This window comes from Fructobacillus americanaquae (assembly GCF_024029775.1).
Taxonomy (GTDB): domain Bacteria; phylum Bacillota; class Bacilli; order Lactobacillales; family Lactobacillaceae; genus Fructobacillus; species Fructobacillus americanaquae.
Map to the genome: position 1 here is coordinate 731,396 of NZ_CP097122.1, position 19,266 is coordinate 750,661.

Consider the following 19,266-nt stretch of genomic DNA (forward strand, 5'->3'; position numbering starts at 1 on the left):
CAGCAATTCGGAGCACTTTTTCAGCATATGCATTTTTATAAGTAGACACCAGAGACCGGTAAGCCAAGGGCAACCAGGTAAACGGCCCAGCCAAAGATTAAATAACCGGCCATTTCAACCGTCAATTCGTAAACAGAACGATGCCAGAAAAATGGAATAGTCTTCATGGCTGGCAGGAAGACAATATCAATTACGACCCAAAGAACAAAACCAAACATCGTGCCCAAACCATAGGTTAAGCGACCATCAAAGTTAGCGGCTAAAACAAAAAAGATGGCCATCAGCATCGAATAAACATAATAAACACTTAAAGCCACGACCGGAACATTTTGGTCAAAAGCAACCGTTAGGCTTTTTTGGGATTCCTTTTTGGTTAAACCAAGTTGCTGTAAGAAAGTTGTAATCGGACCGTTTTGTGTTGCCAGCTGATTGCGGGGAGGCAGGGTTTTTGTCCAACCGAATCGGACCATGCCGCCAAACAAACCAGCAAGGGCACCAACCCAGGCTGCGTTAAAAATGATGTTGAACATAGAACTGTTTCTCCTCAAATAATTCTTTTTAATCATAACACTTTGACCTTAGAAAAAGCAGTGTTATAATGCAGAAAAAGACGATTGGAGTCACACTTATGCAGATTCAAGTGACAACCGAAGATGGCTACTTACCAGCCGCTTATAGCAAGTTTGCCACCGAGAACGAAAAATCAGGTCGCTACCCGATTCAATCATTTCCTTTTGAGGTAAAAGACCTCCCCTCTGGTACCAAGTACCTAGCGTGGGCCTTCATTGATTTTGACTCCATTCCCGTGATGGGCTTCCCCTGGATTCATTGGCTAGCCGCTAACTACCCCGTAACACAGGATCCGGCCTCTGTGCCAGCCAATTTAGCTCAACTGGCTGCTAATCAAGCAACGGACATTGTTAATAGTGGCTTCGTTCAAGGGGAAAATTCCTCTTATTCTCGCTATATTCAAGAAACAGATCCCAAACTCAAGCAGACTTATATCGGTCCTGTACCACCAGACCATGACCATCGGTATACTTTGATGGTTATTGCTTGCAAAGATAAATTATCTGTCAAACCCGGCTTTTTCTTAAACGAACTCCACCATCTCGACCAAGACAACCCAGCGATCATTTTAGCCAAGGCCAGCGTTGATATCTTAGCCAAAGCTTAGTGGTTTTCACCAGCAAAATACTTTTTAAAAGTTTAAATTTCACATTTTTTGTCTAAGAAATGCTTAAACTTGCCCTGGTCATTTTTTTCTTTGGTATACTTAACCCTTGGATGGCACTTGCAAAGCCTGATTTTTTCAGGAATTCTCGGTAAATTTTTTCATAAAAGCTGTCAGTCAACTACTGCTTTTTTGACAACCCGAAAACAAGTTCTATATCCTGGTATTTAAGATACAAACGGAGGATTGTCTGTTGAAAATTAAACGCGAAAATATGAAAGATTACTATACTTTCTCCTCGACTGCCGAACTAACACTATTCTTAGGCATCGAGCGTGAAACGCTCTTTCAACGAGCTAAGATGCGCGGGATTGATTTAAACGGCACGTATACCGAAGAAGAATTAACGGCGTTAAAGCCCGCCAAACAGTCCGCTCTTGCTGATTTAAGCATCGATAGCGAGGCTGAAATTGAAATCTTAAAAATGCGTCTGGAAATGTTGGAATCCCAGCTTGGCTATAAGGACCAACAACTCGATGATCGCAAACAACACATCGATACTTTAAAATCGACCTTGGAAAAAGCCGAACAAAATCTGGAAAAAACGCAAACAACCGTTGACCAGCAGCAGCATCTTCAAATGGCGACCTTATCACAGTTAGACAAGGTTACCTCTCGTGTTCAACGAATTGAAATGGAAGACGAGCAAAAAAAGCACTGGTGGTCTCGTAATAAAAAAGACAAAAGCAAGTGAAAATCTAGACCGCAAAGGCCAGTTACCGACATTTATCGGCAACTGGCCTTTTTGCTTGGTAGTTATTTTTTTTGCATTATGCTGGTAAATCTACTTTTTAATGCGTGAAACTGGCGTTTCTCAAACTTTTCCGAAAAATACTAGCACTAGCAAGCGCTGACTAAAATTAAGCACAATAGCATGCCACAGGTATCGAACAGATAATTGATTCACCCCTATTACTGTGAATGAATAAGATTAAGCAAAACAACAAAAAATTGTCAAAGACAGTCATTCAAAAAAAAAATACAAATCATTTTGCTTGAACTTGCAAGGCACGTTCCAATTAAAAAATAAAAATTCCAATTGGCTGTACCTTATTCAACCCGGTCAAGGTATTTTTGCGCCAACTTTGTCATCGCCGTTTCCCAGTCGCCGTCGGCTTCATCAAAATAGCGGTCCAAAAGACGTTTTTGCTCCAGGTTGATTTGATCATTAAGGGCGAGCCCTTCTGGGGTTAACTGCAAATATTTGACGCGCTTATCCACCGTCGACCGGTGTTCCGTCACCAGGCCTTTATCCATTAGATCGCGAATGGCGACATTAGCCGCCTGTTTAGAGATGCCAATCAGGACCAAAATTTTCTTGATACTCACGTCCTCTAATGAAGAAATAATAAAGAGCATCCGGTGTTGGTTCTTGGTTAAATCGTATTGCGAAAGGTCAACCAGTGAAGCAAATTCCTGATAAGCAAAGAAAATTGTTGGTAATTTTTGATCGATTTCCAAAGGAAACCCTCCTTTTTAGGTCAATTATGTTGACATAATTAAAAACAGGGTCTATAGTTCTTGTTATAGGTAAACTTAATTGACCTAAAAGAAAGGAAGAACTTTTATGACTGAATATACTATATCAGATTATCTCTTGGATGTAATCAAAACCATGGGTGGCGACGAGATTCTCGGTGTCCCCGGTGATTACAACCTCCAATTCCTGGACTATATCACCCATCGTAACGATATGAAATGGGTCGGCAATGCCAACGAATTGAATGCCTCTTACATGGCTGACGGCTATGCTCGCGAAAAAGGTTTTGCGACCTTTGTGACAACCTTCGGTGTTGGTGAATTAAGCGCCATCAACGGTTTGTCCGGAAGCATCGCTGAACACGTTCCTGTTTTGGAAATTGTTGGTGCTCCAACAAACGGCGTACAACGCGCTGGTAAATTAGTTCATCACACCTTTGGTGACAGCGACTTCGACCGCTTCATCAAGGCTCACGAAACATTGGGTATCAAGACAACCGTCTTGGATGAAGACAATGCCATTGACCAAATCAACGAAACGTTGACTTACATTGCTAATGAAAAGAAGCCTGCTTACCTTGTTTTGCCAAGTGACCTGGTCAACGCTCCTATTAACCCTGCCTTGAAGGAAGGTATTAGCGCCTTGTTCACCACCACAAAGCAAGAAGCTCCTGCTTCAATCGTAGCAATCAAGCAGGCCGCAGCCAAGGCTAGTCACCCTGTGATTGTTGTTGGACACGAAATCGATCGCTTTAACTTGGGCCAAGCTGTTCAAGACTTCTCATTGAAGAACAACATCCCCGTTGTTGATCTTGGCTTTGGTAAGGCAGCCGTTGATGAAAGCTTTGCCAACTTCGTTGGTACTTATAACGGAACAATTTCTGACGAATCGATTAACCATTTCGTTGCCGATGCAGATGTTGTCTTTGTCCTAGGTGCTAAGTTGACCGACTCTGTTACTGGTGGCTTCACGCAGGAATTCGATGAGAGCCAAACAATCACGCTCTCAACACGCCGTGGCACAATCTTTGGTCAATCTTTGCCAGGAGACTTTGACTTTGTTGCCACTATCCAAGGCTTGGCCACAACTGATTTGAACTTGTCCTTGCCTGCCGTACAAAAGCCAGCAGAAACTGCTGCCTTGCAAGCTAGCGACCGACCTTTGACTCAAGCCTTCTATGACCGGGCCTTGCAAGACTTCATCACTGGCAACAAGACTTTGATTGCTGAACAAGGAACCTCTTTCTTCGGTTTGGCAAGCCAAAACTTGGCCAGCGGTGCTAAGTTCTTCGGTCAACCATTGTGGGGCTCAATTGGTTACGCCTTCCCTGCCGCAATTGGTGCTCAATTGGCCAACCCTGACCGCCGGGCCGTTTTGACTACCGGTGAAGGTTCACTGCAATTGACTATCCAAGACTTTGGTTTGGCTTTGAAGGAACGCTTGAACCCTGTTTTGTTCATCATTGAAAACACCGGCTACACGGTTGAACGTGTTATCCACGGTATGGATGAACCTTATAACGATGTACCAAAGTACCGTTATGACTTGATTGCTCCTGCTTTTGGTGCCAGCGACGACCAATACGACTTCATCGAAGTTTCAACTGAAGAAGAATTGATTGCTGCCATGAAGAAGGCCGACAAAGAAACTGACAAGATGGTCATCGTTCAAGCCAACATGGGTATGAAGGATGCACCTGCTCAGTTGATTGAAACTGGTATCCGCTTCGAAGCCCAAAACCATTAATCTTTATTCTCCTCACCATTTCCTTTTCTGCTTACAGCTTATATAAAATCAGCACCCCCTTCGCCTTGGCAAAGGGGGTGCTTTTGAGTGTTAGAGGTACGGGCATCCCAAATTTGAGCCAGTCGCCAGCACTGAAGCAGCAATGCGGGCACAAAAAAACCGTCCAGCAGGTTTTCCTGACTCGCAGCCCCGAAATTGATTGGTTCCAATTGCGGCGTTGTTCGTCTCTTCCTGCCAAACGGCTGATTATTTTTTAATTAGTGGCAAAGAAGTGGTCCCGTTCTTTTTCAACATTCTTCTTGACGGTATCACTATACCAGAACGGCACGATCACCCGACCAACAACGTGTTCCTTGGAAACAAAGCCAAAGTAACGACTATCGTTGGAAACAGAACGATGATCACCAAGAACAAAGTAAGCCCCCTTGGGAACGACTGTCTTTCCCTGGTCTGATTGCTTCCACATTCCCGTTGAAGAAAGCGTACCCAACGACCATGTCGAACCGAAGCTAGCTTCGGTTCCACTCTGCTGTTCATCGGACGAGATAAAGGACTCGTTGACCTTTTTATTGTTGACGTACAAGTCGCCATCGCGGTATTCGACTGTGTCACCAGGCAAACCAATCACACGCTTAACGTAGTCCTTATTACCGGCCTGGATTCGCGGATCTTCCTTGCGGGCATCAAAGACAATGACATCCCCACGCTTGGCTTCATGGGTCTTAGTCACCAAAACCTTTTGCTCGTCTAACAAGTTTGGCGCCATCGAATCACCATTGATGGTCACAACGTTGACCAAAAACGTTGTCACAGCCAAGTAAACTGCAATACCAAAAGCAATTGGAGCAATCCAATTCCAAAGAAAGCTCAAAAATTTTTTCATATTCATTTCCTTAATTGATTTTACTATGATGCAGCCCCGAACTAAAAATCAGGAGCGCACTGTATTAATCGTTATATGATAGATTCTATCACTTGTCCGCCCTTTTGTATCAAAATGATAGATACCATGCGCCAAATGCAGGTCTTTTATGCCCGAATCCATGTACAAATCAGGAACGATATCCGTCGGATTAGGACCAGGAAATGCCTTCTGCCAGTCAATAATCAAGTTGTTTTCAAAAGAAAAAGCCAGGACACGGTAATCCAATCCGGCCGGTTGAGCAACTGCACCTCCTTGTTCAACCTTTTCTTGGACCGACACCCAGTAATCCCTTCTGGCTAAGTTCATCTCAGCAATTTTCAACGCTCAGGGCCTCCTTTCTTCTGTTATCTTATTACTTAGTCTTTGGTAATTGGGCCAAAATGGCATCCTCAAACGGAATCGATGGCAGGGCCCCCGGCTGAGCAACCGTCAAAGATGCCGCTGCAACCCCGTACTTGATTGCACCTTCGATATTGGCAAAAGATGGCATCAAACGTGATAATAAGGCCCCAATAAAGGTGTCCCCGGCTGCGGTAGTGTCGATGGCAGTCGTCTTAATGGCATTAACCATGACTTCTTTGCCATCAGCTGATTTATAAAAAGCACCCTTGTCTCCAAGAGTAATCAAAACGTGCTTAACACCCGCCTTGAAGAAGAAATCAGCATTCCGAATCAAAGACTCGCGGTCCGTCACCGGAATATTAGTTAGCAATTCCGCCTCATGCTCATTTGGAATAACCAAGTCACTTTCCGCCAGTAATTCTTTTGGAAAATTTTCTTGGTCTGGTACCGGTGCCGGGTTCAAAACCGTCACAGCCCCGGCCTCGTGGGCATCTTTAAAGGCTGAAAAAACCGTTTCCAATGGGATTTCCAGCTGTGCCAAGCAAAAGGCGGCATCCTCAAAGGCAGCCCTTTGGTCCCAAACGTCTTTTGCTAAAAGTTGACCGTTAGCGCCTTCATAAACATAAATAATATTATCACCAGTGGCCTTGGAAACCGTGATGTAAGCCTGACCCGTTTCGGCATCCTGCGATTGCAAAACATAGTCAAGGTTCAGCCCCTCCTCGTGGACTCTGCCAGCTAAATCAAAGCCGGCACCAACCTTGGTAATAAAGTTGGCTTGGCCACCAGCGCGGGCAACAGCAACCGCCTGGTTGAGGCCCTTGCCACCCATGACCTCTTCTTGGTGCTGGGGCGTTGCGAGTGTTTCCCCGCTATTGGCTAACCGGGGCACCCGGGTAACTTTATCCAAATTAGTTGAACCGATAATTGTTGTCTTCTTGACCATGACGAAATCCTTTCGCAGCCGTCAGTTACTTCACTTTCCTTCTACTATTTTACAAGAAAAGCGACCATTTTTCTGCCTGCATGGCAGACTTTTCCAGACCAAAAGGTGTGTCCGTCAATTAAGTCGTCTTTTGTTGCCCCTGATAAATCAGTTTCGTAAACCGTTCTGATTTTGGATCATAGTGCGCTTGATAGCCATCAACAATCGTACTCTTCGTACTTGAACCGGACTTCGTCACGGTACTTTTGACCTCAATGGTCATGTCACCGGCCGTCTTGCCCTTTTGAAAGGCTTGCGAGCCCTCATAGGTTGACTGGAGTTTCGTCGAATTGATTTGGCTTTGGCTGTCGTCATCTGGCATTACCTGATTAATCACTTCAGCGTTGGTCACATCATTTTGAATAATCTTCTGCTTGTTATTGGCGTACTCTTGATCATTTGACCACTGATAAAGGTTCTTCATCAAGTCATCCGCCTTCGTTCCCGCCGTTTTTGCCTGGCTTTGACTGAGTTTTACGCTCGGTTGCTTCTCCTGGTTGTTGCCAAAGACATGGGGCAAGACTGCCAAGGCAATAATCTCAACCACCGCTACGATGGCTAAAACTAGGTAAATAATTTTTGCTTTTTTACTCACTGATTTCCCCTTAAATCGGCCAAGTTGATCTTGGCCCACTCTCATCTCGATTCTTCTATTATAGGTTGCAGATAATTCGTAATCAACGCCAGAATTAGCCAAAGCTGCTCGAGACGTTGTGCAAAATGGTCAAAACAATCGCTTTAGCCAGCCCTTAAAACAACCCTCGCTAATCCCGTTTTGGGCCCAGCCCCTCAGCCCCAGCAATTAATTGGACAAGACCAGAAATAAAATTTTCAAGCGACATTCTAATCATGGCCATTGCGGCTAAGAAAAGTCGATCGAACATAATGGCGATTAACGAAAATTAAAAAAGCAGGACCCTGTGATTGGGGCCTGCTTTTTCTTAAAAATTTTTTTTACTCAATTTAGACCGAAACAATTGGTTTGGCTCTCAAAAAGCTATTCTCCTTTGTGAAATTAACCTTGCTGAGAGTCTTGCTGCGCTCATTTTTTAAACCTTTTACTAACGATAAAATAAGCTGTCATCACAATATAAAAGACAAGTGTTGATAGTAAATCTTGTAAGAGCGAATTCGTATGGAACACAAAATGAAGAATCACAAAATAGACGAGTGCCCCAAATAAATTATTCATATAGATTGACCCGATAAATTTTTTTCATCGATCCTTCTCCTATTTTCTGATTTCAACGTCAATATTGTATCTTACTTTTCCTCGTCAACAAAATGCACCATTTCTAAACAAAAATAGACTGTTTTTCGATTGACCTGATTGGCAGTAAACTCAAAGTTTAGAACAAATGGCGTCAGTGTTCATCTCATCAAAAAAACGGCCCTGAAACTCCAGAAACCGGTTTTTTTAGCTCTTTTCAGGAAATATACTGTTATGTCACTAAACTAAATGCCTTTTAGTTCTTCTTTTTCTTCATAGCAGTAAAGACAGTCGCGATTGCATAAAAAAGCAATGCTGCTAATCCTAACAAAATATTATTCTTTCCTGCAATCTGCTTTGTAGCAGTGTTCGGTAATGATGAATTAGCGCTATTACTGGTTGTGCCTTTGTTGGTGGTACCACTATTGTTGGCTGTGCCGCTATTTGTAGTGTCGCCATTGTTGGTCGCGTTACCACCATTATTGATTGCACTGCTGTTGGTGGTAGCGTTATTTGTAGTACCCGTATTATTGGCGGTGCCGCCGTTGGTGGTTGTGCTGCTGTTGTTAGTCGTGTTACCGCCATTATTGGTGGTGCCACTTTTGTCGGTTGTTCCACCATTAGTTGAATCTTGGTTAGGCTGTGGATTGACATTTTCTTTCAATTCGTAGACACCTGGATTTTCACCGTTATAGCGGTTCATAAAGTCTTGACTACTGTTATACACAACACTTGGTTCACTTGGATCTGTTCGAACCCACTGGCCCGCTTGGTCCAAACCAACACCTGCTATGCTTTTAACTTTCGATCCTAAAATGATTTTAGAAAGCTGAGAATCTCCAGAAAACATACTTTCCATGTTGGTGACTTCTGATGTATCCCAATTTCTCATATTGGCATTCATTAAACTGGCGTTATTCATGAACATACCTGACATGTCCGTGACCTTTGACGTATCCCAGTTCTGCAAACCATCGACATTCTCTAAATTGGCGTCATTCGCAAACATATCTGACATATCTGTGACTGTTGATGTTTTCCAATCCTGCAAACCATCAACATTCGCTAAACTACTGGCCGCAAAAAACATATTAGACATGTTGGCGACCTTTGATGTATCCCAATTCTGCAAGCCATTAATATCCGCTAAACTATTGGTTCCAAAAAACATTTCAGACATGTTGGTAACTTTTGATGTATTCCAGTTCTGCAAACCGTTGAGATTTACTAGACTGGCGTTTCCAGCAAACATATCCGACATGTCTATCACGTTGCCTGTGTCCCAACTCTTCAAACCATCAACATTCGCTAAACCATTATCATTAATAAACATAAGCGACATGTCCGTCACATTGCTTGTATTCCAGTTCTGCAAACCATCAACATTCTTTAAATTTTTGTTTTTACTAAACATCTCAGACATGTTGGCGACTTTTGATGTATCCCAGTTCTGCAAACCATCGACATTCGCAACAGTGGTTCCATAAAACATATACGACATGTTGGTGACTTTTGATGTATCTAAATTACCATTAACTTCATTTAAATTAGCAAAGTTTTTAAAAAGATTCGAACTATCTTCTGGTGCTGAGACATTATCTCCAAAGGTAATCGTTTGAATATTATTTTTAATATCATTGCTTAATTGATTTGCAGTGCTATCTTGAGCCGATGGAAGTTACCCATTAGAGACAGTTAATACTTTACTATCTGGATTATACGAGTAATCAGCCGTGCCCCACTTACCCGTTTGTAGGTCACTCTGATCAGCACCAGAACGATCTGATAGCCCATCATTATTTTGATCTGCCGATCCATTAACGGCTGCTGTTGTCGTGTTAACACTAGCGTTATTATCGGCAGATACTGAATAGGATTGCGTAAAACCAGCTAAAGTTAGCCCGACTAATCCGGCTAATCCAGTCATCCATACTTTATTTGACTTATATAATTTATACCGTTTACTGTCATCCATAAAAACGTCCCCCAAAAACACTTTCGTAAGTAACTTCGCTCATATTTTGTCCTGAAAATTAACTTGATAATTCAATTCCGATTTTCAACACTAAGGTTTCATTGTCTAAAGTCGATAGATGTCTTGAATCTAATCATAGACAAAGCATACGGGTTCATTTAACCACAATGTTTTTTTGTGTCAAAAAAATTACATTTTAAATAAGGCTATTTTACGAAATTTAAATCACCCATTGTCGCCTTAGACAAATTGGATATTCTACCAATTTTTTGCTGAAGAATTTCAGGTCCATCTTTTGATCCTTACTTCTAGATCAATCAGGCCGTTCTTTCAGAATACCCTACTGCTAATATCCCCCAACTCTTGACTTAAAAATATTTATCTAAGGGAGGAATCGGTTAATTAATCAGAAAATAAGTAAACTTCAACTTGTTACAACCGTATTAAATAAATTTTGTTGTGCCCACAAACTGGGCCTCAAAAACTCAGCCTAGATTGACTGAAAGTCACAATTGGTTTAAGGGGCATTTCTGCTATAATAAGAATGATAAATATTCCTTGCCGGTTGTTGGAGGATCGAACGTGAATGATGACAAAGTAAAAGCGGCCCAAATGGCCGTCGAGTTGATTCCCAACCAGGCGATTGTTGGCCTGGGTTCGGGATCAACGGCCTCAATCTTTATTGATTTATTGGCCAAAAAAGCCCATGAAGAACAGATGGACATTACCTGCGTAGCCACATCCGTCCAAACTTCTCAACTTGCCCTTGGTTTTGGTTTAAAGGTTGTTGATATCGACGCCGTCGACCGTATCGACGTGACCGTCGACGGGGCTGATGAAGTCGATGGGAACCTGAACGGCATTAAGGGTGGTGGTGCCGCCCTTCTTTTTGAAAAGATTGTGGCCACGAATTCAACCAAGAATATCTGGGTTGTGGACTCTTCCAAGCAGCATCAACGCTTAGGCTCTTACCGTCTTCCTGTGGAAGTGGTGAAGTTTGGTGTCCACCATGTGTTTAATTATCTTAAAACCCGTGATTTAAAGCCTGTTTACCGTCAACAAGAGGACGGCAATTACCTGACAACCGATTCCGGTAATTACATCATCGACGTTGATATCACTGGTCAAGAGGATTTGCCCCAGTTGGCCCAAGACCTTAAGAGTTTGACCGGTGTTGTTGAACACGGTCTCTTTATCGATATTTGTGATGTCTTATTGGTCGGTAATACGGGTCAAGCAATTTACAAAGATCAATTAAGCAATTCATAATTACAAACAAAAAAGTCCGGCAAATTCGCCGGACTTTTTTGTCGCTTTTTGTTGGTAAAAGCAGCTTGACAGACCGCTGAAGACCGCCTTGAAATGCTGATTTAAAAGGCCTATCATATAATTTATATTGACTCTTTTTTAAAAGCTCATGAGAAGGATAAAGAACCATGACGACCCCCACCACAAAAGCTGCCATCGAAGATACCATTCATCCTGAACGCCTCCACCACCACATGGCAATTCGCTGGGAAAAAGTGATTGAAAATGATCAAGTACCCGCCCGTCAGGCATCCCTCCGGGTAAGAGCTTCAATTGTTGGCCGGGTTGGTCTCATGCTCCTTGCCTTTGGAACTGGTGCCTGGCGTGTGCGCGATGCCATGAACACGGTCGCTAGAGCGCTCAGACTGACCTGTTCCGCTGATATCGGCTTTACCTCCCTAACATTAACCTGCTTTGACGGAGTTGAGTCCTTTACCGAAAGCCTCTCGCTCGCCAGTTCAGGCGTCAATACCGACAAACTGAGTGAACTTCAAGACTTCGTCCAACGCTTTGCCAGTGACTATGCCGACCAAAAGCCGGCCCTGATCCACCGGCGACTTGACGACATCAAAAAAGAACCCGGAAACTACCAGCCCTACCAAGCCGGCCTAGCAGCCGGCCTAGCCTGTGCCGGCTTTATCTTCCTGCTCGGTGGCGGCCTGATTGAGATGATTTGCTGCTTTGTTGGAGCCGGATTGGGACAGTTTACCCGTAAGCTCCTGGGAAAACGCCATTGGACCGCCGTCGCCACCACAACATTAGGCGTTGCTATTGCCTGCTTGTCTTATTTTCTATCATTACAAGTTTTGGGTCTCTTTTGGGCCAATACCTCAGTCCATGAAGCTGGCTATGTTGGCGCCATGCTCTTTGTCATCCCCGGCTTCCCCTATATCACGAGCATTCTCGATATCACCAAGAACGATATGCGGTCAGGGTTGGAACGTTTAACTTTTGCCCTGACAACCATTATCACGGCAACCTTTATTGGTTGGCTCTTGGCCCTTGGTCTGGGCCTCAAACCGCAAAATTTCTTGCCACAGGGGCTATCCCTTGGTCCATTAATTATCCTGCGCTTATTGGCCTCATTTGCCGGTGTTTATGGTTTCTCGATGATGTTTAATTCAAAGCAGAAGATGGCCATCACGGCTGGCTTGATCGGAGCCGTCGCCAACACGGTCCGACTTGAATTAGTCGATCTCGTTCACTGTCCGCCAGCGGCAGCGGCCTTCATTGGCGCCTTGCTTGCCGGGCTCCTGGCTTCCCTGGTCAACCAAAAATTACGGTACCCCCGAATCACTTTGACCGTACCATCAATCGTAATCATGGTCCCTGGACTCTACATCTACCGTGGCGTTTACAACCTCGGGCTCAACAACGTTGGAACCGGCGCTGAATGGCTGACTAAGGCCCTCTTAATCATGCTCTTTTTGCCCTTTGGCCTCTTCGTGGCCCGGTTTGTCCTCGATAAGCAATGGCGAATCGTGGATTAGTTTGAGAAAAAGCCCCCTCCTCGATCAGAAAGGGGCTTTTTTGACATTCAAGGGATATTGCTCAAAAAGATTACAAATTTTTGATCTAAAAGCCGTCCATAAGAGCCCCCCCGCTGACGGTGATATGTTATCCTTCATTATTCAAGTAGAGCGGTACTTTTTTCACCTTTTTACATGCCTATTTTTTCTTCAATTGTAACTAAATCAGTCAAAAACCCGCCCTCTCAAGACGAGAAGGGCGGGTTTTCTTACCGAAAGATTTCTTATTTAAAAAGCAGTGTCGCAATGGTATTTACGACGGGCACAATCACCACAAAGAGAACGGTTGATGTGGTGACGACGTTCGTGGCGTACTTCACGTCGCCATTGGCCTCATTGGCCAAGATTGGCAGAACTGCCAAAGCCGGCGTGGCAGCTTGCACTGCCAAGGTTTGAGCTTCAAGGTGTGGTAAGTGACCCAAAAAGCCGCCGGCGAAAACCAAAAGGGTCAACATAACGGTTGGTGCAAAGATAAAGCGCCCAACTAAGGCAACAACCGTGTCCTTGTCAAAGTGAATACTGGTTAAACCAGCATCCGCAAGAACAATCCCGATATAAATCAAGGACAATGGCGTGACCAAGTTACCAACGTAAGTCAATGTTGACGTTGCAAAATCAGGAACCGGAATGGCCAAAAGTAAGAAGACCAAGGCCACCAGGAACCCAACCAAGGGAGCAGGTAAAAGCTTCTTCCAATTGAAGGCCTTTTGTCCCTTATCTGGGCGATCATTGGCGATAATCAAAGCACCAATGGCCCAGGTTGAAATCGTGTTCATCACATAATAAACCAGGAAATAAGACAGCGCCTGATTACCAAAAAGCGCCACATTTAAAGGTAAACCAATAAAGATCGTATTGGCATTGACGACAACATTAATAAAGGTCCCTTTGCGGCCAGGACGGACCTTGAAGACATAAGCCAAAATGTAGGCAACTAGATAGCTGATGGCAAATGAGAGGAAGGCATAAACCAATCCTCCAGACAAGGACACTAATTTATCACGTGTCAAAAACTTTAATACTGAGACAAAAATCGATGCCGGTAAGGCAATATTAGTAATCAAACGAGAAATATTCCCGGAAAAACTATCAGCAAACCAGCCCCGCTGGCGCAAAACAAAACCCAGGGCAATCATCAAGATGATTGTCACAACACTTTCAACCGAATTTAAAAATGCCATAAAGAACTCCCTTCTACGGGTGGCGCTCATAGTAGCCCCATCCACTTATCAATCAGTACTTATGAGTACTGACCTGCCATGAACTTCACTAATTTTAAAAAATTGCACATAAAAAAGGACTTTTCGCCCTTTTCCATGTGTTGTTGCTTTGCTTTGTTTTTTGTAAGTTAAATCTTAATACTTAGGTTCCCACTTCAAGTCTTCGATGGCCTTCTTCACGTCGGCGATCTCTTCCTTCGTGATCTTTTGGTCAACGGCTGACTGAGCAGTGGCGATTGCAACTGTCTCTGAGAAGACAGTCAACTTTGAAACTGGTGGCAAAACGGCTGCCCCTGGCTTGGTTGCATCAACGATCCCACCCAATGAGTGAGCAGCGGCTGAAATCATTTCATCATTCAAGACCTTTGCCGTTGAAGCAATTGTTCCAAGACCAAGTCCTGGGTAAACCAAGGCGTTGTTGGCTTGACCGATTTCATAGCTAACACCCTTGTATTCAATTGGGTCAACTGGGATTCCAGTAGCAATCAAGGCCTTACCATCAGTCCATTCAAGCAAGTCTTCTGCCTTTGCTTCGGCCAACTTCGTTGGGTTTGACAATGGGAAGATGACTGGGCGCTCAGTGTGAGCAGCCATTTCTTGCACGATTTCCTTTGTAAAGGCACCTGGTTGCGTTGAAGTTCCAACCATAATCGTTGGGTGAATTTCCTTGACAACAGCTGCCAAGTTTGTCAAATCAGCAGCGTTTGCAAATTCTGAACGTGAGCGGGCGAATGGCTTTTGTTCAGGAGTCAAATCGTCCATGTCGTCAAAGAGCAAGCCTTGCTTGTCCACCATGTAGATGTGTTTGCGAGCTTCTTCTTCAGACAAACCTTCTTGCAACATTTCTTCAAACATCCGGTTGGCGATACCTGCACCGGCTGAACCTGCACCAAATGTCAAGTAAGTCTGGTCAGACAACTTTTCACCTGTGATGGTCATGGCACCCAAAGCGGCTGCCAAAGTGATGATTCCAGTTCCCTGGATGTCATCATTAAACGTTGTAATCTTGTCCTTATACTTGTCCAAGATAACAGCGGCGTTTGAACGGCCAAAGTCTTCCCAGTGCAGGTACAAATTAGGGAACAAGTTTTCAGCAGCTTCAACGAAGCTGTCAACAAATTTTGTATACTTTTCGCCACGAACACGTTCGTGACGGTTACCCAAGTACATGTCGTTGTCCAACAATGATTGGTTGTTTGTTCCGTTATCCAAGACAACTGGCAAAACGTTTTCAGGGTTAACACCGGCAGCAGCCGTATAAACCATCAACTTACCAACGGCGATATCAACACCGTTCGTACCCCAATCACCGATACCCAAGATTCCTTCAGCATCAGTCACAACAATCAACTTAATGTCACGACCATTGGCACCGGCCTTCAAGGCTGATTCCATCACGTCTGGTTCGTCAATTGACAAGTAAACTGCGTTTTGTGGGTTAACAAACAATTCTGAGTAATTTTCAATCGTGTCAGCGATAACTGGATCATAAACGATTGGCATAAACTCAACCACGTGTTGTCCGAACAAGTAGTAGAACAATGTGTGGTTGGTGTTGAAGATTTCCATCAAGAACAAACGCTTTTCCAAATCAGAAGGCTTTGATTGGTATTGTGCGTATGCTTGTGCTGATTGTTCTTCCAAAGTTTGCACGCGGGGAGGCAAAAGACCGGCAACGCCGAGTTCCTTACGTTCTTCCATCGTGAACCCTGTTCCCTTGTTGAGGAAGGGATTATTTAAAATCTCAATTGGTGTCATGAGATAGGCTCCTTTTTTCTTTGTTTTCTAACTCGAATCGAAGTTCGAATCACTTAACGCTGTTATTCTATAACCCGAAGAAAATTATAGTCAAACAGGTGGCATACCCACACTTTTCCCTATAGTTCATGAAGGGGGGTTGACAGATTTTGCTATAATAGGAGTAGGCTTGAATGTTAAGAACTGAATTTGGAGAAAACCTTGCGCATAACCGATTTACAATACTATTTAGCCCTCGCAACTTACCGAAACTTTTCTCAGGTTTCTGAGAAATTTGGAATTTCTCAACCAACCGTCTCGCTTGCGATGCAACGGTTGGAAAAAGAGCTTGGCGCCAAGCTCATTTTGCGACAGGCTGCGCATAAAAACGTGACACTCACCCATGCCGGCGAACTTTTGCGACAACATGCTACCTTAATTGTGGAACAATACCAAGTTGCCCAAACGGAAATCAAACGCGACAGTGAGGACTCACTTTTGATTGGTTTGCCACCCATTATTCAAGTTGCTTACTTTCCAGCCATTGCAACGGTCTTATCTGACGATTCCCTCGCCCATTTGAAAACAGTCGAGGTTGGGGCCCAAGAAGCCATCGACCAGTTAAAAAATGGTGAGCTCGACGCTTCCTTTGTCGGCTATCTCGATGACATCGATCAAAGCGAATTTAATTTAATCCCCTTTGACGAGCAGCCGTTTGCTATTCTGGCTGCCGACGACTACCCCTTGGTGCAAAAAGGGTCCGTGTCATTTGAAGAAATCAAAGACGAAAGATTCATCTTACTGAAAGATAACTTCGTTCATACCCAGGCTTTCGACCAGTTGGCCCGAGCCGCCCATTTTCATGCCAACGTTTTGTTTAATTCCTCGGAACCCTACGGAATTCTAAGCCTGATTCGACAAAATCGTGGGATTGGCTTTATGGTTCACCACCCAGCGTTGACTTTCCCGGGTGTGACCACATTGCCAATCACAGATGACGACCAGCCCATATTTAAGGTCGGCTTTGCTTACCGAAAAGACATCGTCTTAACGGACGAACAACAGCTGATTTTTGATGAGCTCTTGGCCGCCACCAAAATTGGCTGGCCGGATCACAGAACACCCCCATTGGAGGAATGATGATGCAAAAGAAGAAAACAACCATCGTGGTCACAATCTTAGTACTGATTTTGGCTGTCGCTGGTAGCTTAGTTGCTTGGCAAAGCAACAGTCAAAAAGATGACAAAAAGTCTGACAAATTAACCATTGTCGCCTCAACCAATGTCTATGCCGAATTGGCCAAGACGGTTGCCGGCAACCATGCTAATGTTTCAGCCATTATTACCAAACAGTCCGTTTCACCAGAAGATTATGAACCAACTAACGCCGTTGCGAAAAAGGTTGCCAAGGCTGATATTGCCTTTGGAAACGGCTTGGGCTACGATGCTTGGTTGCAGAAATTAGCCAAGACGTCGAAGTCAACCCAAGTGCTCTATGTTGGTAACGATATTTTAAACAAGAAGTCTGGCTCAAACCCCCACTTGTGGAACGATCCAGCCAACATGATTAAGGCCGCGCAGGGATTGGCTGACACGCTCAGCAAGAAGGACCCTAAGCACAAGGCTGATTATCAAGCCAATGCACAGGCCTACGCTACAAAGCTGAAGCCAGTGACCGACAAGATCGCCGAATTGAAATCTGCAGTCGCCGGTAAGGAAGTCATGGAAACTGAACCAGTCTATGAATACATGTTGGACGCCTTAGGTGCGAACGTGGTCGGAACTGATTTCGCCGAAGCCATTGAAGAAGGAAATGATCCTTCTCCAGCTGTCTTGACTGACATTCAAAACAAGATTAAGAACCACGAACTCGCCTTTTTGGTTTACAACACGCAAACCACAGGTGGCACAGTTGATAAAATCGTCAAGTTGGCCAAGGACAACAACATTCCAATCGTCAAGGTGACAGAAACTTCACCTGAGAAAACTTCTTACGTCGACTGGAAACTCAGTGAATTGAAGCAAGTTCAAGAAATTGTTGCGAAGTAAAAATCAGCAAACAAAAAAGTGAAGGCAGATTACCTTCACTCTCATGAGCACCGAACGAACCTGTTCGGTGTTTTTTTATTGGTTTGAATTAGCGCAGTAACCCTAAGTTAGCGGTTATTCAAAAATCATTTGTACCACCTACCGTGCTGCCAATCGTTCCTGTCCCCGACTGATTTCCTGGAGGACGTTTGCAACGGCCGTACCACCAAGGGAAGTTCGGCGGTTAACGGCCGCCTTGGAAGTCAGCTCTTCATAGACATCTTCTTCAATATGGCTATCAGCGGCTTGGAGATCAGCCAAAGACATCTCATTGAGTGTTTGCCCTGTCTGAATGCCCTTCAAAACCAACTCACCAACAACAGCGTGGGCTTGACGGAATGGCACCCCCTTCGTAGCCAAATAATCGGCCAATTCAGTCGCATTCGAGAAATCATCCTTCGTAGCGGCTTCCATCCGATCAGCATGAACTGTCATCGTTGATAACATTCCCGTAAAGACCTTTACGGAGGCCAAAATCGTATCCATGACCTCGAAGGTGGCTGCCTTATCTTCCTGCATATCCTTATTGTAGGCCAAAGGCAGCCCCTTCATCACCGTTAACAATCCCATTAGGCTACCAAAGACGTGCCCGGTCTTTCCCCGAACAAGTTCGGCAAAGTCCGCATTCTTCTTTTGAGGCATAATCGATGATCCGGTTGAGAAGTTATCCGAAAGTTCGATGTAATTGAACTCATAGGTTCCCCACAAAATCAGTTCTTCCGCCATCCGTGACAAATGGACCATCAAAATGGAGGCGTTCGAGAGAAACTCGAGGGCAAAATCCCGGTCCGAAACCGCATCTAAACTATTGTGGTAGATAGAGTCAAAGCCCAATTCGTCTGCCACTAGTTGGCGGTCAATGGGGAAGGTCGTACCAGCTAAGGCCGCAGCTCCTAATGGGAGCATATCCGTATGCTTTTCATTAAATTCAAACCGCTCAAAGTCACGTTGAAACATCTCAAAATAGGCCAACAGGTAGTGGCCATAGCTAATTGGCTGGGCATGTTGCATGTGCGTATAGCCGGGCATAATCACACCCGCATGTTTCTTGGCTAAATCAAGAAGGGTCTGCTGCAACTCAGTGATGGCTTCCTTGACTGCTGGCAAGCGGTGCTTAACCCACAGATGAAAATCAGTAGCCACCTGATCATTCCGTGACCGACCAGTATGCAGCTTTCCCGCAACCGGACCAATCTTTTTCGTCAACAAGGACTCGATATTCAGGTGAATGTCCTCATTGGCAACGGAAAATTCCACCTTGTCAGTGGCCAAATCAGCCTGAATAGCGTGGAGACCAGCACTAATTTGTTCAGCTTCCTCAGCTGAAATAATGTCTTGCTGCCCTAACATTTTCACGTGAGCTAATGAACCCTCCAGGTCTTCGGCTGCCAACCGATAATCAAAGCCGATTGAGGCGCCAAATTCATCGACCCATTCTGCTGCTTTGCCGGTAAACCGGCCACCCCATAATTTATCGGACATTTGATT

Annotated in this window: 18 protein-coding genes; 7 read left to right on the forward strand and 11 right to left on the reverse strand. The window is 44.4% G+C overall.

The window, feature by feature from the left end:
* Window positions 1-35 precede the first annotated feature (35 nt).
* Entirely contained in the window at window positions 36-530 is a 495-nt protein-coding gene (locus tag M3M36_RS03480) for a DUF1440 domain-containing protein (protein ID WP_252773253.1), read from the reverse strand.
* A 98-nt stretch (window positions 531-628) separates the two neighbouring features.
* Here M3M36_RS03480 and M3M36_RS03485 point away from each other — a divergent pair, with 98 nt between their 5' ends.
* Complete coding sequence (locus M3M36_RS03485; RefSeq protein ID WP_252773254.1) at window positions 629-1,177, forward strand: YbhB/YbcL family Raf kinase inhibitor-like protein; 549 nt, start codon at window positions 629-631, stop codon at window positions 1,175-1,177.
* 250 nt (window positions 1,178-1,427) lie between these two features.
* Window positions 1,428-1,928, forward strand: a complete 501-nt coding sequence (locus M3M36_RS03490; protein ID WP_252773255.1) for a hypothetical protein — start codon at window positions 1,428-1,430, stop codon at window positions 1,926-1,928.
* 356 nt (window positions 1,929-2,284) lie between these two features.
* On the opposite strand, the gene M3M36_RS03495 is transcribed toward M3M36_RS03490, so the two are convergent.
* A complete protein-coding gene (locus M3M36_RS03495; protein ID WP_252773256.1) occupies window positions 2,285-2,695 on the reverse strand; it encodes a MarR family transcriptional regulator in 411 nt (136 codons plus the stop codon).
* Window positions 2,696-2,801: 106 nt separating this feature from the next.
* Between M3M36_RS03495 and M3M36_RS03500 the strand changes: the two genes are divergently transcribed.
* Window positions 2,802-4,460 carry an alpha-keto acid decarboxylase family protein gene (locus M3M36_RS03500; RefSeq protein ID WP_252773257.1) on the forward strand — a complete coding sequence of 553 codons (1,659 nt, stop codon included), beginning with the start codon at window positions 2,802-2,804 and terminating at the stop codon, window positions 4,458-4,460.
* A gap of 253 nt (window positions 4,461-4,713) precedes the next feature.
* Here the strand turns inward: M3M36_RS03500 and lepB are convergent, their stop codons facing one another.
* The 6 genes from lepB to M3M36_RS07025 form a co-directional block, all read right to left on the reverse strand.
* Entirely contained in the window at window positions 4,714-5,343 is a 630-nt protein-coding gene (gene lepB / locus M3M36_RS03505; protein WP_252773258.1) for a signal peptidase I, read from the reverse strand.
* A gap of 48 nt (window positions 5,344-5,391) precedes the next feature.
* Window positions 5,392-5,706: a hypothetical protein gene (locus M3M36_RS03510; RefSeq protein ID WP_252773259.1), complete on the reverse strand. Its 315-nt coding sequence runs from the start codon at window positions 5,704-5,706 to the stop codon at window positions 5,392-5,394.
* Between the two features lie 31 nt (window positions 5,707-5,737).
* Entirely contained in the window at window positions 5,738-6,673 is a 936-nt protein-coding gene (locus M3M36_RS03515) for a ribokinase (RefSeq protein WP_252773260.1), read from the reverse strand.
* Between the two features lie 118 nt (window positions 6,674-6,791).
* Window positions 6,792-7,307 (reverse strand): hypothetical protein, encoded by a 516-nt coding sequence (locus M3M36_RS03520; protein ID WP_252773261.1) that lies wholly within the window; start codon window positions 7,305-7,307, stop codon window positions 6,792-6,794.
* A gap of 871 nt (window positions 7,308-8,178) precedes the next feature.
* The gene (locus tag M3M36_RS03525; protein ID WP_338029139.1) at window positions 8,179-9,555 is read right to left on the reverse strand and encodes a BspA family leucine-rich repeat surface protein; all 1,377 of its coding nucleotides are present in this window, start codon (window positions 9,553-9,555) and stop codon (window positions 8,179-8,181) included.
* A 45-nt stretch (window positions 9,556-9,600) separates the two neighbouring features.
* Complete coding sequence (locus tag M3M36_RS07025; RefSeq protein ID WP_256470310.1) at window positions 9,601-9,897, reverse strand: KxYKxGKxW signal peptide domain-containing protein; 297 nt, start codon at window positions 9,895-9,897, stop codon at window positions 9,601-9,603.
* A 582-nt stretch (window positions 9,898-10,479) separates the two neighbouring features.
* Between M3M36_RS07025 and rpiA the strand changes: the two genes are divergently transcribed.
* Together rpiA and M3M36_RS03540 are read left to right on the forward strand one after the other, a co-directional pair.
* Window positions 10,480-11,166 (forward strand): ribose-5-phosphate isomerase RpiA, encoded by a 687-nt coding sequence (gene rpiA, locus M3M36_RS03535; RefSeq protein ID WP_252773263.1) that lies wholly within the window; start codon window positions 10,480-10,482, stop codon window positions 11,164-11,166.
* 167 nt (window positions 11,167-11,333) lie between these two features.
* Complete coding sequence (locus M3M36_RS03540; RefSeq protein WP_252773264.1) at window positions 11,334-12,695, forward strand: threonine/serine exporter family protein; 1,362 nt, start codon at window positions 11,334-11,336, stop codon at window positions 12,693-12,695.
* 263 nt (window positions 12,696-12,958) lie between these two features.
* On the opposite strand, the gene M3M36_RS03545 is transcribed toward M3M36_RS03540, so the two are convergent.
* Both M3M36_RS03545 and M3M36_RS03550 read right to left on the reverse strand, forming a co-directional pair.
* Complete coding sequence (locus tag M3M36_RS03545) at window positions 12,959-13,915, reverse strand: AEC family transporter (RefSeq protein ID WP_252773265.1); 957 nt, start codon at window positions 13,913-13,915, stop codon at window positions 12,959-12,961.
* A gap of 174 nt (window positions 13,916-14,089) precedes the next feature.
* Window positions 14,090-15,712: a malolactic enzyme gene (locus M3M36_RS03550; protein ID WP_252773266.1), complete on the reverse strand. Its 1,623-nt coding sequence runs from the start codon at window positions 15,710-15,712 to the stop codon at window positions 14,090-14,092.
* A 201-nt stretch (window positions 15,713-15,913) separates the two neighbouring features.
* Here M3M36_RS03550 and M3M36_RS03555 point away from each other — a divergent pair, with 201 nt between their 5' ends.
* Both M3M36_RS03555 and M3M36_RS03560 read left to right on the forward strand, forming a co-directional pair.
* Window positions 15,914-16,831, forward strand: coding sequence for a LysR family transcriptional regulator (locus M3M36_RS03555; RefSeq protein ID WP_252773267.1), 918 nt, complete (start codon window positions 15,914-15,916; stop codon window positions 16,829-16,831).
* A 2-nt stretch (window positions 16,832-16,833) separates the two neighbouring features.
* Window positions 16,834-17,739 (forward strand): metal ABC transporter solute-binding protein, Zn/Mn family, encoded by a 906-nt coding sequence (locus M3M36_RS03560; protein WP_252773268.1) that lies wholly within the window; start codon window positions 16,834-16,836, stop codon window positions 17,737-17,739.
* A gap of 138 nt (window positions 17,740-17,877) precedes the next feature.
* Here the strand turns inward: M3M36_RS03560 and argH are convergent, their stop codons facing one another.
* Entirely contained in the window at window positions 17,878-19,260 is a 1,383-nt protein-coding gene (argH, locus tag M3M36_RS03565; RefSeq protein ID WP_252773269.1) for an argininosuccinate lyase, read from the reverse strand.
* Between the last annotated feature and the right edge of the window lie 6 nt (window positions 19,261-19,266).